Here is a 13,928-nt window from a genome sequence, read left to right as displayed (position 1 = left end):
ACGCTGATCGGAGAAGCCTTCCTAGCTGCTTTTATCGGATTAGCTGGAGGCATTGCAGTTGGGAGCGGCATGGTTGCCTTTCTAGTCGTTCTGGATATCATCCCTAGGTTAGCTCAAATCTCACGTTCATTCTCCAAAATCCACGCTTATGAAGCAGCGGTAGTACTAGGTTCACTCGTGTTTACTTGGGTGGATTTCAGTGATTTGCATATGCACTTATTTCCAATGGGCGCAGCACTATTTGGCCTATTTGCAGGTTGTTTCGTTGGCTTGCTAGCCGCTGCACTGACTGAAATCGTCAATGTGCTGCCGATTTTGGCTAAACGAGTAGGAATGGATTCTTATCGAATTGTGTTATTAATGGCCATGATTTTCGGGAAAGTAATTGGCTCCTTGTTTGAATGGTTATTTTATTAAAGAGCGGAGGATGGTGGCGCACCAATGAAATTTATTGTTCGAAATGGTCAAAACAGCGAAGAGGAGAAATTGCAAGACCTACAGGACGATGATAAACAAGATAATCAAGAAGAAAAGTTAACTGTTGATGAGGAAGGGAATTTATCGGCCTATAATCCCATTACGAATATGACACCGAAAGAGAAGGCACTTAAGATCCAAGAAGATATTCCAAAAAGTCTGCGAGAAGTACAGCGCGTATTAGAAGAAAGGGTCGGCTTAAATCGGAGTTTTGATCTTGTGATGAGAGAGATGGTGTTTGGCTCTAAACGCGTCGGTATCTTCTACTGCAACGGGTTCGCGAAAGATACCGTGTTGACGGACATTATTACTCGACTGACCTATGCAGATAGTGAAGCAGTGGCTCACCATACGTTGGAAACTTTTATTGAAAAATTAATCCCACATATTCAAGTGAAGCATTATACGAAAATGTCGGAGATTGTTGGACAAGTGTTAATGGGTGGGACTGCATTCTTCATTGAGGGAGTAACGACGGCCATTGCGGTTGATGCGAAAAGCTTCCCTGTTAGATCGATTGCAGAACCAGATTTAGAACGTGTGGTTAGAGGTTCGCGCGATGGTTTTGTAGAAACGCTGTTAGTGAATGTTACCCTTGTTAGACGACGCATTCGTGATGAGCGTTTTAAACTTGAAATCATGCAAATCGGTAAGCGTACGAAGACAGATGTCTGTATCGGATATATTAATGATATTGCGGATGCGGCACTTGTCCAAGATATTAAAGACAAAATGAAACAAGTAGATATTGATGGTCTGCCCCTTGGTGAGAAGCAATTAGAGGAAGTGATTGTAAATAAGGGTTGGAATCCATACCCCATGGTGCGCTATTCGGAGCGGCCGGACGTAGTCTCTGCACATCTACTAGAAGGTCATGTTTGTGTGTTTGTGGATACCTCTCCAAGCGTCATGATCTTGCCGACGACCTTTTTCCATCATGTACAACATGCTGAGGAATATCGGAATACACCATTTATCGGTACCTATTTGAGGTGGGTACGTTTTGCCGGCATTATGATGTCGATCTTCTTGCTGCCACTCTGGTATCTAATGGTGATGGAGCCTTCCCTAAAACCAGCGGGATTAGAATTCCTTGGGCCGCAGAAGGAAGGGACGTTGCCGCTCCTCATTCAATTCCTGATTGCAGATATAGGAATTGATCTCATGCGGATGGCAGCGGTACATACCCCTTCACCGCTTGCAACTGCGATGGGGTTGGTGGCCGCGATATTGGTCGGAGATATTGCTGTTAAGACAGGACTCTTTATCAACGAGGTCATCCTCTACTTAGCACTCGCTTCAATCGGGATGTTCGCTACCCCAAGCTATGAATTAGGTTTAGCGAATCGAATCGTGAGGCTAGCGTTATTAATAACAGTGTCTATTTTTGGAGTTCCTGGGTTTGTGATTGGCTCCACATTATGGCTAATTATGTTAGCTTCAAAGAAATCTTATGATGCTCCCTATATGTGGCCGTTTATCCCGTTTAATGCGAAGAGCTTTTTCGCAATCTTGCTTCGTCGTCCAGTACTAGCAAGCAAAACAAGACTTAGCATTACGAAGCCAATTGATGGTACTCGTCAACCTAAATCATAGCTTAAAAATGGGCTGGAATCTTCCTGCCCTTTTTTGTTTGTTCTAGGCGCATGTATTGTCAAATACGCGTGCACTATGGTACTTTTATTAGTATGTATGCGACCTCTTTAGCGGAATTTGGCATAGGGAAGGTTCAAGTAGAGAGGGGAAAATATTGCTATGTATTTACATGGTACCAGTAGAATAAATGACCAAGGCCACCTCGAAATTGGCGGTGTTGATACGACAAAGTTAGTTGCCGAATACGGTACGCCTCTCTATGTTTTTGACGAGACACTCGTACGTCAGCGCTGTCGTGAATTCGTTGAAGCTTTCGGAGCTTCTGGGCTGAAATTTCAAGTAGCCTATGCAAGTAAAGCGTTTTGTGTAATGGCGATGTGCCGAATCGTCGAAGAAGAAGGTATGTCTTTGGATGTTGTATCCGATGGCGAGCTGTATACAGCGCTTCAAGCAGGCTTCCCAGCTGAACGTATTCATTTCCATGGGAATAACAAAACCATTTCTGAGATGGAAATGGCCATTGATGCCAAAATTGGATGCTTCGTCGTGGATAACTTTATCGAGTTGCAAATGTTAAATGCGATTGCAGCTGAGAAACGCCAAAAAGTGAAAATTTTATTGCGGATTACGCCAGGTGTAGAGGCGCACACGCATGAATATATTTCAACAGGCCAGACAGATTCCAAATTCGGCTTCGATTTGGGGAATGGATCTGCATTCCGCGCGATTGAAGAGGCATCGCAGTTATCCAATTTAGATCTTTTGGGCATTCATTCGCATATTGGTTCGCAGATATTTGAAGTCGAAGGGTTCCGTATCGCGGCTGAGAAAATGGCCGAATTTGCAATTCATGTACGGACAGAATTAGATGTCACGTTCAAAGTAATCAACCTTGGCGGTGGCTTCGGAATTCGTTATGTGAGTGAAGATACACCTCTACCTGTAGCTGTGTATGTGAAGGCGATTACTGATGCGATCCTAACGAATTTCGGCAGCAACGGCTATCCGCTTCCGGAAATTTGGGTTGAACCGGGTCGGAGCATCGTAGGCGATGCAGGGACAACGCTTTACACGGTTGGCACAACGAAGGATATTCCCGGTGTTCGTAAATATGTGGCCGTGGATGGCGGTATGACTGACAATCCGCGTCCTGCCCTATATGATGCTGTATACGAAGCGGGTCTCGCGAACCGCGCTGCAGAACAGCCAGCTGAAGTTGTTTCGATTGCCGGCAAATGCTGTGAAAGCGGCGATATGCTGATCTGGGATGTGAATCTGCCGAAGGTTGCGTCAGGTGATATTTTGGCGGTGTCGAGTACAGGAGCTTACAATTACTCGATGGCCAGCAACTATAACCGAATTCGTAGACCGGGGGTTGTATTTGTCAGAGACGGTCAAAGCGACCTTGTCGTGAAACGTGAATCTTTTGATCAAATCGTAGGGAATGACGTGATTCCAGCGAGAATGAAACAAGTGAGCAAAACGGTATAAAGGCATCATGAAAACAGCGGAAGGCCCTAGAGTTACGCTGGGTTCCTCCTGCTGTTTGTGTAATGCAGTCATTCATAGTAGAATAAGATATTATTTCCTAAAGGAGTGAACCACATAATGGCAAAACAAGCAAAAATTCAACTAGCAGGTGGCGGAGAGGTTGTTATCGATCTTTTTGAGAAAGATGCACCTAATACTGTCGCTAACTTTGAAAAACTAGCAAACTCTGGTTTCTACAACGGACTTGTTTTTCACCGCGTAATCCCAGGATTCGTAGCACAAGGTGGTTGCCCAACTGGAACAGGAACTGGTGGCCCTGGCTACCAAATCAACTGTGAAATCAACCCGAACAAACATGAGCGCGGCTCCCTAGCGATGGCGCATGCTGGTCGTAACACTGGTGGAAGCCAATTCTACATCGCTTACCAACCACAACCACATTTGGATGGCGGACACACGGTTTTCGGTAAAGTATCCAAAGGTATGGAGCTTGTTGATGCATTCAAAGGCAAAGACAAAATGGAAAAAGTAGAAGTTGTAGAAGTATAATTTCTGTTATATGAACTGCTCAGACTTAGGTCTGGGCAGTTTTTTGTATTTGTGGAATAAGTGAGGGGCTATCCCCCGAATCCCGTATCCTTAGTTACTCCGTAAACCAACACATCAAGCAGAACCTATCTGAACCCGGATACGTCAAACTTAAAAAGGGAATACGTATGAAAGGTGATGTCTGTTTGAAAAAGAAATGGCTTATGTATGTAGGTGCGGGTATAGGGATGGGTATACTCTGTTTATTCACTTTGACAGGAAAAGAGCGGCCCACACTCCCCGTTCAAAGCCCGCAACATGTCACCTTGATCTCAGATGTAGATGTAGCTAAAACGCCCTCAGAAACGGTGAAGCGACCTTTGATTGAGCAACTAAGAATAGAGCTTAGCCACTTCAATGAACCTATGCCTGATATGACGGAATGGCTTCAAACACGAGTATCGGCATACGATTCCAAGAATGAGTTGTTAAGTGTCATCCAGACGGATCTAGATCAAGATGGAGTTGCGAATGAATGGGTAACTGTGTTAGTTGAGGATATTCTGGATGAGCAAACAGGCTTGGTACAGGAACGAAAGTCTTATGGGGTCATCATTGATTTTGATGAAGATAACCAGTACACCCTTCAGTATTTACATTTTTCATCTGCGAATAACGGTCGAACAAAGGTCATGACCATTGATGATCTTACAGGTGATAGCAAGCCAGAGGTTGTTTGGGTATCCATAAATAGCGGCGCGCACACCACTTTTTCCGAATATACCGTGTCTTCATGGGTAGGTAGAAAACTTGAAACATACGTGGGAGCAGCTGTAATAGCCAGTGAATCCAAAGCGGAAATTCGAGATAGGAAACTTCAGTTGTCAGGTGGGCTAATCGGTTCAGTTGGAGCGGGACCGTGGCAGCAGGAATTCACTGAGACGTATGAGGTTGTTGAAAATACGCTTAAACGGACTGAGCGCGTCTATGTGCAATCACCTACACCGTATCATCGTCTGATAAATGGCATGTGGGCTGAATCGCATGGATACAGGGATCAGGCGTTACGTGATTATTCAGAAGCCATCAATATGCAAGCTGCGTCTTATCAAGATTATGCTTTTATCTTTGAAGGTGAGTGGGTACAGGGTGGGATGAATTCCGATAAGGAAGCGGAGTTCGACCGTACAATCAAACGTTTTTCAATGCTGCGGAAAGAACTTTTAACGGAGGTGAACAGAGGCGTTGACCAACATAACGCTTGTGTATCGGCCAAGAAGAAAGCTGGCTTCGACAAGGCTTGGTTGACATATCTGAATGCACCCGCAGGCTATGCGAATCCTCATTGGGAAGAAGGAACGATTTGTTCAGATATTGCATTATTAGAACAATGAATTCATAGTAAATTCAACAAGGTTGAGTTCCAAATCCATTAATTCCGACAAGTTTTATCAGAAAAAATGAAAAAAGACCTTGCAATTTTCATGCGTGAGTGATAAATTTTTGTGTAATAAAGAAATTAGTAGCTATGGTTTAGTTATTAATCTCTTTTATAGTATGCAAAACCTTCGGGGCGTGGTGAAATTCCACACCGGCGGTGATTCGTATGCATGTACGTGTACATGGTTGCGATCAGTCCGTGACCCGTTGTGAAGCTAGCGGTACCTGACAACAGCTTCGCTACGGTTGACCTGGTGGAATTCCGGGACCGACAGTATAGTCTGGATGGGAGAAGGAAAATGCGAATGCCAATTCGCTAGCATGCTTGTTCATTTTTTCACATTAACCTAAATTCGGCAGGTCTGTCCAAAGTGACTACCTCGTCGGTATTGTTTGATTTGATCAAAAATGTGACAAGCGTAATAGCTGAAGTTTATTCGTGTTATCTAAACAATCTCTGGCCCCCATCCGTAAGCGGAAGGGGCTTTTTTGCATTAGAAACAAGGATTGGATTAAGAAGGCGGTGATCACTCTTGGAGCTGTTAAATGACGAAACCTATATGAGACTTGCGCTTCAGATGGCGGAGAGTGCACTTGGACAAACGGGAATTAATCCTGTAGTAGGGTGTGTTCTTGTCAAAGAGGGCCGCATTGTTGGCATGGGTGCACATTTGAAGCGCGGAGAAGGGCATGCAGAGGTCTTGGCGTTGCGTATGGCGGGCGAGGAAGCTAAGGGGAGTACAGCTTATGTGACCTTGGAGCCCTGCAGTCATTATGGCAAAACGCCGCCGTGCAGTGACCGCCTCATCGAAGCTGGTGTGACTCGTGTTGTTGTGGCTACCACGGATCCGAATCCGGTAGTTGCTGGGACGGGAATCGCCAAGCTCCGCGCGCACGGTTTGGAAGTGAGTGTAGGCTTACTAGGTGAAGAATCTGAGAAGCTGAATGAGGCTTTCAATAAATTCATCGTCTCGAGGATGCCATTCGTGACGATGAAGACCGCGAGCACCCTTGACGGCCGCATCGCTTCCAAAACAGGCGACAGCAAGTGGATTACATCCGCGGAGTCGCGAGCTTATGTTCATACCCTGCGCCATCGGCATCAGGGTATCCTCGTCGGCGTGCAGACCGTCATCGCCGACGACCCGCAGCTGAGCACGCGCGGCGACGTACCGGCTGTGCAGCCGGTACGCATCATCGCGGACTCGCAGCTGCGAGTCCCGCTCGGCGCCCGCGTGCTCACCGAGCAGGATCGTCAGCCGACGATCCTGCTGGCGAGCTCACAGGCGCCCGCAGAACGCCGTGCCGCGCTGGAAGCGCGCGGCATCACGGTCCTCACCTGCGGGGACGGCCCGCAGGTGGACCTGACGCTCGCCATGCAGCAGCTCGGCGAGCGCGAGATCAGCTCCATCCTCCTCGAGGGTGGAGGACGCTTGAACGGCGCCATGCTGGAGCGGCGCCTGATCGATAAGCTGGTGCTGATGTTTGCGCCGAAAATTGTCGGCGGGGGTCAGGCAGCACCTGTGAACATCCACTTCGACGGCTACGCGAAGATGGATGACGCCATAACGCTCGACCGACTGCGTGTCGAGCAATTCGGGCCGGATGTTTGTATAACCGGTTATCCGTTGTATAAGAGCTAGAGAATGGAGGAGTGGCATGTTTACCGGCATTGTTGAAGAAATCGGCCACATGCGCCGCATTCATAGTGGAGGGCAAGCCATGGTGCTGACCATTGGCGCCAAAAAGATACTGGAAGATGTCCATTTAGGAGACAGCATTGCCGTTAATGGCGTATGTCTTACGGTTATTTCGTATGATAGTGATTCTTTCTCCGTTGATGTGATGCCTGAAACGTATCGGAAGACGAATCTACGGAAGTTGCAATCGGGTACGCGTGTGAATTTGGAGCGGGCAATGGCAGCGAATGGCCGTTTTGGCGGACATATTGTCCAAGGGCATGTGGATGCCACAGCTACGATCCTTTCCCGTATACCGGACGAGAATGCTGTTGTTTACCGGTTCGCACCGGAGAATCCGCATATATTCCGCTACATCATTCCAGGGGGTTCCATCACGATAGACGGGATTAGTTTGACGGTTGTAGATGTCACAGAAAGCGATGTTTCCGTTTCGATTATCCCGCATACACTTGCGCAAACGGTTCTCTACGATAAAAAAGCCGGAGATACAGTCAACATTGAATGTGATGTTCTTGGCAAATATATGGAACGACTACTCAAATTCGGTCCTTCTGAAACTTCTGCTCACGGAAATGGAGAGCCTAAGAAAAGTAAGCTGACCGCAAGCTTTTTAGCAGATAATGGCTTTATGTAAGTTAGGAGAGGTGTATATGACACAACCCATTCGGTTCAATACGATTGAAGAGGCACTTACGGATCTGAAATTAGGTAAAGTAATTATTGTTGTAGATGATGAAGATCGGGAAAACGAAGGCGATTTTATCGCCCTTGCTGATAAAACAACCCCTGAAGTGATCAACTTCATGATTAAAGAAGGGCGTGGGCTCGTCTGCACACCGATTACCGAAGACAGAGCCAAAGAACTAGATCTGCCTCCGATGGTAGCGCGCAATACCGATTATCACGGTACAGCCTTCACGGTTTCTGTTGATCATACAGATACAAGCACAGGGATTTCAGCTCATGAGCGTTCTAGAACGATTCAAGGCTTAATCGATCCGACAACAAAACCGCAGGATTTCCGTAGACCAGGTCACATTTTCCCTTTGATTGCCAAAAAAGGCGGTGTACTCCGCAGAGCAGGTCATACGGAAGCAGCAATCGATTTAGCTATTCTTGCTGATTCGTATCCGGCAGGCGTTATTTGTGAAGTTATCAAAGAAGATGGTACCATGGCAAGAGTGCCAGATCTGATGGAAATTGCCGCGAAGCATGAGCTTAGTATCATTACGATCCAAGACCTTATCCAGTATCGCAATCAACAAGAAAAGTTGGTGAAGCGTGAGGTTGAAGTGGATCTGCCAACGGATTTCGGTATATTCAAGGCAATTGCGTATACGAATCAATTGGATGATAAGGAACATGTAGCTTTAGTTAAAGGGACCATTGATCCTTCCAAACCAACTTTGGTGCGAGTGCACTCGGAGTGTTTGACAGGTGATGTGTTCCATTCTCATCGTTGTGATTGTGGTCCACAGCTGGACGCCGCACTAAAACAGATTGATGAAGAGGGCAATGGTGTATTATTATATATGCGACAGGAAGGTCGCGGTATCGGCTTAATCAATAAATTGAAGGCTTATGTCCTCCAAGAGCAGGGATTAGACACCGTAGAAGCGAATATTAAGCTTGGATTTGCTCCAGATCTTCGTGATTATGGCATTGGTGCTCAAATTCTCAAAGATCTTGGGATCTCGAAACTTCGTTTGTTGACGAATAATCCGCGTAAAATCAAAGGCTTAGAAGGCTATGGTCTCGAAGTAGATGAGCGCGTCCCGATTCAAATGGAAAGCAAGAAAGATAACCTTAATTATTTGCAAACTAAGCAACAGAAGCTAGGCCACATGCTTACCTTTATCGACGTAGGCAAAGGCATTTAATTTTGTGAATGAGTGAAGACCACATACTAAACTAATACGGTTCAAAAGAAAAGGAGATTCTTACCATGGCTACGATTTATGAAGGACATTTAATTTCGCAAAATTTAAAATACGGGATCGTCGTAGGACGTTTCAATGAGTTTATCACTTCCAAACTACTTGGCGGCGCACAAGACGCGTTAAAACGTCACGGTGTGGATGAAAGTGAAGTTGATATCGCGTGGGTTCCAGGTGCATTTGAACTTCCTCTTATCGCGCAAAAAATGGCCGAAAGCGGCAAGTATGATGCTGTCATTACCCTAGGTGCCGTTATTCGTGGATCAACGCCGCATTTTGATTATGTGTGCAGCGAAGTGGCCAAAGGTGTTTCGGCTATTAACTTGAAAACAGGTATTCCTACAATCTTCGGTGTATTAACAACGGATTCCATTGAGCAAGCAGTTGAGCGTGCAGGTACGAAAGCAGGCAATAAAGGCTGGGAAGCTGCCGTAACTGCGATTGAAATGGCGAATTTGACGAAGCAATTCTCTTCGTAATGCTGGCTTATTACCATTTAGAAACACTGCTGCCGCGGCTGTTTGCATTCCTAATTGCTATGACCTTACATGATACAGCGCATGCTGGGGTCGCTTGGCTGCTAGGAGATCGAACAGCTCGTGATAGCAAACGATTTTCGCTTAACCCCTTGGCGCATCTTGACGTCTTGGGGTTGGCGATGATCGTCTTCGGGCCATATGGCTGGTCCAAGAAAATGCCTGTCGACTCGAACCGTTTTCCCAAGAATAAAAAACTATCGCTTACCATTGTTTATCTAGCGGGACCTCTCACGAATCTTGTACTCGTGCTATTTTTTTGGTGGCTATACTTTTACTTACCTGCCCTTCTTGGTGCAGCATCGGAATCGCTCGTTGTGGAACAATGGCGTGTGTATTTACAATATTGTGTTATCGTTAACTTAATGATTGGACTCATTCATTTGTTGCCGCTCTATCCGCTTGATGGATGGTATATATGGAGAGGGCTTCTCTCGACTCCGAAACAGCGATGGATAGACAGACAACAGATCAAAGCACTTATTCTTGTAATCGTTTTAATGGTGACTCCGATTGGACAATGGGCACTCAGCGGAATTTATCCTTACGCCGTAAAGGTTATCATGCATCTTTATTCACTATGACAAGGGGAAGAACGACATGAAGGTTACCTATAAGTTGGAAGCATTTGAAGGCCCCCTTGATCTATTGCTTCATCTAATTGATAAAAATGAACTCGACATTTACAATATTCCGATCAAAGAAATTACAGATCAATACCTTGGGTACGTACAAGCAATGCAGGAGCTGGAGTTAGATATTACGAGTGAGTTTCTAGTTATGGCTGCCACTCTGCTCTCCATCAAAAGCAAAATGCTCTTACCTAAGCCGCCTGTCATTGAATTTGACGAATATTTTGATGATATGGATGATTCGTTAGACCCACGCGCTGAGCTCGTTGCTAAGCTGATTGAATATCGGAAATATAAATCGATTGCTGATATGCTTCGGGACAAAGAGGTGGAGCGCAGCCTCGTTTACACGCGTGAACCCGAGGATTTAACGCCGTATCTCCCGGATCTTCAAGAGAACCCGGTGGAAGGGTTGGATGTTGCTGATTTATTGATTGCTTTTCAGCGTACTTTGCGCAAGTTAGCAAACAGAAACGTAGTTGCACGGATCAGACGGGATGAGATCTCGGTAAAGGATCGGATTCGTGAAGTTGTTGATTTGCTTAAAATAAAAGGTGGTAAGCTGTTATTTTCCAAGCTATTCGATTATGAGATGACGCGGGAAGAAATTGTCGTTACCTTTCTAGCTATCCTTGAGTTGATGAAAATGAAGAAAATCACATGCTACCAAAATCAGCTTTTTGAAGATATCGTCATTCAAGCCAAAGAGGAGGGAACCGACCTTGACACTCAACTTCCAACAGATGAAATCGATTATTGAAGGACTTCTCTTCGCCTCTGGCGACGAAGGACTAGATCTCAAGCAACTTGCTGAGGTGATGGAACTTGATGCTTATGTGATTAAAGATCTGCTGAAAGATATGCGAACAGATTTCAAACGTAAAGGGCGTGGCGTCCAAATTGTAGAAGTTGCTGGCGCATACCAACTGACTACATTAGCGGAGCATGCTCCGTATTTTGAAAGACTTGCTTATACGCCATCACGTTCCTCGCTCTCGCAAGCTGCTCTTGAAACGTTATCCATCGTTGCTTATAAACAACCAATCACACGTGTTGAAATCGAAGAGATCCGCGGCGTGAAGTGTGATCGAGCACTCGCTACGTTAACGGGTAAGGACTTAATAACGGAGGTAGGGCGTGCAGATGCGGTGGGTAGACCGATCTTATATGGCACGTCCAAACAATTCTTGGAGTATTTCGGTTTAAATTCGATCCAAGAATTACCAGACTCTGCTAACTTTCAAGGTAGTTTTGATTTAGAAGAAGAAACTCGGATGCTATTCGATCGCTTAAGCGGGGATCAGAAACAATTGACACTAGACGACGTGAGTGACGAGCACTCTGAGTAGACCATGTTAAGTTAAAGCTTATCCATACATGCATTTCATTTCCTTTTAGAGGTCATACTAACTCCACCTGCGAGAATTCATCTTGCGCGTGGAGTTTTCGTTCATTTTGGCTAAGGAGGCGTAAGTGTTGCTGTGGGTAGGGTTGGCCGTCTTGGTTATCATCATTGCCATTATCGTTGTGCTATGCAGCTATATGCGCGGTGAGTTTTATTTCTCCCGAGTAAAAGATAATGATACGCTTACCGTGGAGATGCGAGGGTTGTTTGGGCTCGTGCGATACCGTTATGTTATCCCGATCATTCAATTCAAAGGTTTTACCCAAGGGATTTTAATTAAGTCTGAAAAAGTGACCCAACATAACGCCAAGCTGAAAGATGAAACGAGAGAACATATTACCAAAGATAAAGTCATCGCCTTTTACGAGGAAGCGAAAGACGTTCTTGTTCATACGCTGAATTTGTATGGTTGGATGAAGATGACCTTAGCTAAAGTGGAGTGCACAGAGCTTAAGTGGATTACTCGTGTAGGTCTTGGCGATGCTCCGGAAACGGCGATAACGACGGGGGCCATATGGGGAATCAAGTCCTCATTGCTTGGCTTTACAATCCGGTATGTGAAGCTAATTGCGAAGCCGCGCATTGATGTGATTCCACAATATAATGAAAAGCAATTTGCAACGGAGTTTCGTTTTGCCGGTCGAATCCGGGTGTGGTTTGCTGTCACAGCTGGCATACGGCTGTTGTATCGAGCAGCTAAAATCAAAGGAGGTATTCGAACCTGGATCCAGTTCGCGTTGAAGGCGAGAGCTAGATTCAAACCTGCTTCGTGAGTTTTACATAACCCCATGTCAGTAGGGGCATTCTAGAACTGAACCATGATAGTTCTTTAGAGTTCTTGATGCATGAGCTTTCGATGCCAGAAACGTATGATGATAGTGAAAAAATGCTAAGGAGGAATATGAAGATGTCTGAACACCCGATTCAAGGCCTCATGAAAGTCGCCATGGAAAATATAAAAGAGATGGTCGACGTAAACACAATTGTCGGTGACCCGGTCGAAACGCCAGACGGTAGTGTCATTATGCCGATCTCCAAAGTCGGATTTGGTTTCGCTGCCGGTGGTAGTGAGTTTGTGACAGACTCCGAAATCGAAATCGAAGGCGGAATAAACCGTGGCGACGCACTCAATGCCAAAGTTGCTCTCCCCTTCGGTGGTGGTAGCGGTGGTGGGGTTTCGATTACACCAATTGCTTTCCTTGTTGTTGGTAAGAATGGTGTGAAGGTCGTACCGTTAGACAATCAAACGCATATTTTGGAGCGCCTAATCGATTCTGCGCCGCAGGTCGTGGACAAGATTCAAAGTATGATCAAGGGAATGTCAGCGAAGCCGCCAGCAACGACTAGTGCAGCTAGTAGTGTCACCAATATTGAGAATCAGAATTTTATTGTGTAGCCTCTTGTCATTATGAGCTGTCCTTTGAGGACAGCTTTTTTCTGTGGGGATTCATCAATCGTGAGAGCTTCTTACGACCGTTTTAGCAGAGGCGGGACGCCAGTTAATCAGTCTGATCAATTGATCCTGCATATACGAAGGTGAATATTTAAATTCACTTTCAATCCAATGGAAAATAAGGCCAAGCAAGGCATGAATCGAATAAATACTCAGCAACTCATGATCGATTTCTTTATCTTGATCGGGGTAGACTAATTCTTCTTGTGTGATTTTTTTTAAGGCGCTAAACATGGTTTCCTTCAGCTTGTGTAGTACTTCACTTTTCATTAGCGTGGTATAAATGGTAGAATTCTGAAAAAAGTGATCAAATATCATAACGGACTTAGCAGGCAGTTCTTGAATACGAAATACTTCTACATGTTCATAGGGTGCTCGAAAGGATTGGAGTAATTGCTCAGTTAAATTGGCAATGATATCGTCAAGCAAATCTTCCTTACTCTCATAATTGGCATAGAAAGTCCCACGATTATAGTTGGCAAATTCTACGATTTCAGTTATTGAAATGGAAGTAAAGGGCTTTTGTGACATCAGCGCCAGCAGGGCTTCTCGAAGAGCGATTTTACTTCGAACGATTCTGCGATCTGTTTTTTTAGTAATTTCTGACATTCATGTTCATTCCTTTTTGGCGTTAGTGAACAAAATCAATCATTTTGTACGTTAGCTAACAAACAAGCGTTTTTTACTGATTGTAACACTTCTGATACTCTATTATACTCCAAGTGAAAGA

At 45.2% G+C, this 13,928-nt stretch carries 15 protein-coding genes and 1 riboswitch; of the genes, 14 read left to right on the top strand and 1 reads right to left on the bottom strand.

Annotated features, from left to right (window positions below; translation table 11 throughout):
* The first annotated feature begins 3 nt into the window (after nucleotides 1-3).
* The 14 genes from ASL11_RS13050 (at nucleotide 4) to ytfJ (ending at nucleotide 13,141) form a co-directional block, all read left to right on the top strand.
* A complete protein-coding gene (locus ASL11_RS13050; protein WP_056616974.1) occupies nucleotides 4-417 on the top strand; it encodes a stage V sporulation protein AB in 414 nt (137 codons plus the stop codon).
* Between the two features lie 24 nt (nucleotides 418-441).
* Nucleotides 442-2,073, top strand: coding sequence for a spore germination protein (locus tag ASL11_RS13045; protein WP_056614551.1), 1,632 nt, complete (start codon nucleotides 442-444; stop codon nucleotides 2,071-2,073).
* A gap of 159 nt (nucleotides 2,074-2,232) precedes the next feature.
* Nucleotides 2,233-3,564 carry a diaminopimelate decarboxylase gene (gene lysA / locus ASL11_RS13040; protein ID WP_056614548.1) on the top strand — a complete coding sequence of 444 codons (1,332 nt, stop codon included), beginning with the start codon at nucleotides 2,233-2,235 and terminating at the stop codon, nucleotides 3,562-3,564.
* Between the two features lie 117 nt (nucleotides 3,565-3,681).
* Entirely contained in the window at nucleotides 3,682-4,113 is a 432-nt protein-coding gene (locus ASL11_RS13035; protein WP_056614545.1) for a peptidylprolyl isomerase, read from the top strand.
* A gap of 185 nt (nucleotides 4,114-4,298) precedes the next feature.
* Nucleotides 4,299-5,486, top strand: coding sequence for a hypothetical protein (locus ASL11_RS13030; protein ID WP_157256921.1), 1,188 nt, complete (start codon nucleotides 4,299-4,301; stop codon nucleotides 5,484-5,486).
* A gap of 166 nt (nucleotides 5,487-5,652) precedes the next feature.
* A riboswitch (FMN riboswitch) is annotated at nucleotides 5,653-5,833 on the top strand.
* Between the two features lie 232 nt (nucleotides 5,834-6,065).
* The gene (ribD, locus tag ASL11_RS13025; protein WP_200962427.1) at nucleotides 6,066-7,175 is read left to right on the top strand and encodes a bifunctional diaminohydroxyphosphoribosylaminopyrimidine deaminase/5-amino-6-(5-phosphoribosylamino)uracil reductase RibD; all 1,110 of its coding nucleotides are present in this window, start codon (nucleotides 6,066-6,068) and stop codon (nucleotides 7,173-7,175) included.
* 16 nt (nucleotides 7,176-7,191) lie between these two features.
* The gene (gene ribE, locus ASL11_RS13020; protein WP_056614538.1) at nucleotides 7,192-7,869 is read left to right on the top strand and encodes a riboflavin synthase; all 678 of its coding nucleotides are present in this window, start codon (nucleotides 7,192-7,194) and stop codon (nucleotides 7,867-7,869) included.
* Between the two features lie 16 nt (nucleotides 7,870-7,885).
* On the top strand, nucleotides 7,886-9,115 hold the full coding sequence (locus ASL11_RS13015; protein ID WP_056614535.1) for a bifunctional 3,4-dihydroxy-2-butanone-4-phosphate synthase/GTP cyclohydrolase II: 1,230 nt from the start codon (nucleotides 7,886-7,888) through the stop codon (nucleotides 9,113-9,115).
* A 65-nt stretch (nucleotides 9,116-9,180) separates the two neighbouring features.
* Nucleotides 9,181-9,651, top strand: a complete 471-nt coding sequence (gene ribH, locus ASL11_RS13010; protein WP_056614532.1) for a 6,7-dimethyl-8-ribityllumazine synthase — start codon at nucleotides 9,181-9,183, stop codon at nucleotides 9,649-9,651.
* Complete coding sequence (locus ASL11_RS13005; RefSeq protein ID WP_056614529.1) at nucleotides 9,651-10,292, top strand: site-2 protease family protein; 642 nt, start codon at nucleotides 9,651-9,653, stop codon at nucleotides 10,290-10,292. The genes ribH and ASL11_RS13005 overlap by 1 nt, the downstream gene beginning before the upstream one ends.
* A gap of 16 nt (nucleotides 10,293-10,308) precedes the next feature.
* Nucleotides 10,309-11,100: a segregation and condensation protein A gene (locus ASL11_RS13000; protein WP_056614526.1), complete on the top strand. Its 792-nt coding sequence runs from the start codon at nucleotides 10,309-10,311 to the stop codon at nucleotides 11,098-11,100.
* Entirely contained in the window at nucleotides 11,084-11,689 is a 606-nt protein-coding gene (scpB, locus tag ASL11_RS12995) for an SMC-Scp complex subunit ScpB (protein ID WP_056614519.1), read from the top strand. The genes ASL11_RS13000 and scpB overlap by 17 nt, the downstream gene beginning before the upstream one ends.
* A gap of 124 nt (nucleotides 11,690-11,813) precedes the next feature.
* Nucleotides 11,814-12,518, top strand: a complete 705-nt coding sequence (locus tag ASL11_RS12990) for a DUF2953 domain-containing protein (RefSeq protein WP_157256920.1) — start codon at nucleotides 11,814-11,816, stop codon at nucleotides 12,516-12,518.
* Between the two features lie 134 nt (nucleotides 12,519-12,652).
* Nucleotides 12,653-13,141, top strand: coding sequence for a GerW family sporulation protein (gene ytfJ, locus ASL11_RS12985; RefSeq protein ID WP_056614514.1), 489 nt, complete (start codon nucleotides 12,653-12,655; stop codon nucleotides 13,139-13,141).
* Between the two features lie 54 nt (nucleotides 13,142-13,195).
* Here ytfJ and ASL11_RS12980 read toward each other — a convergent pair whose 3' ends face one another.
* Nucleotides 13,196-13,807: a TetR/AcrR family transcriptional regulator gene (locus ASL11_RS12980; protein ID WP_056614511.1), complete on the bottom strand. Its 612-nt coding sequence runs from the start codon at nucleotides 13,805-13,807 to the stop codon at nucleotides 13,196-13,198.
* Nucleotides 13,808-13,928: the final 121 nt, after the last annotated feature.

Source organism: Paenibacillus sp. Soil750 (assembly GCF_001428045.1).
GTDB lineage: Bacteria > Bacillota > Bacilli > Paenibacillales > NBRC-103111 > Paenibacillus_E > Paenibacillus_E allorhizoplanae.
The sequence above is the reverse complement of the archived record's forward strand: the minus strand, read 5'-3'. Positions and strand labels throughout refer to the sequence as shown.

Coding starts and splice junctions, on each gene's coding strand:
- ASL11_RS13045 (WP_056614551.1), top strand. CDS start 442: ATGAAATTTATTGTTCGAAATGGTCAAAACAGCGAAGAGGAGAAATTG.
- lysA (WP_056614548.1), top strand. CDS start 2,233: ATGTATTTACATGGTACCAGTAGAATAAATGACCAAGGCCACCTCGAA.
- ASL11_RS13035 (WP_056614545.1), top strand. CDS start 3,682: ATGGCAAAACAAGCAAAAATTCAACTAGCAGGTGGCGGAGAGGTTGTT.
- ribE (WP_056614538.1), top strand. CDS start 7,192: ATGTTTACCGGCATTGTTGAAGAAATCGGCCACATGCGCCGCATTCAT.
- ASL11_RS13015 (WP_056614535.1), top strand. CDS start 7,886: ATGACACAACCCATTCGGTTCAATACGATTGAAGAGGCACTTACGGAT.
- ribH (WP_056614532.1), top strand. CDS start 9,181: ATGGCTACGATTTATGAAGGACATTTAATTTCGCAAAATTTAAAATAC.
- ASL11_RS13005 (WP_056614529.1), top strand. CDS start 9,651: ATGCTGGCTTATTACCATTTAGAAACACTGCTGCCGCGGCTGTTTGCA.
- ASL11_RS13000 (WP_056614526.1), top strand. CDS start 10,309: ATGAAGGTTACCTATAAGTTGGAAGCATTTGAAGGCCCCCTTGATCTA.
- scpB (WP_056614519.1), top strand. CDS start 11,084: ATGAAATCGATTATTGAAGGACTTCTCTTCGCCTCTGGCGACGAAGGA.
- ytfJ (WP_056614514.1), top strand. CDS start 12,653: ATGTCTGAACACCCGATTCAAGGCCTCATGAAAGTCGCCATGGAAAAT.
- ASL11_RS12980 (WP_056614511.1), bottom strand. CDS start 13,807: ATGTCAGAAATTACTAAAAAAACAGATCGCAGAATCGTTCGAAGTAAA.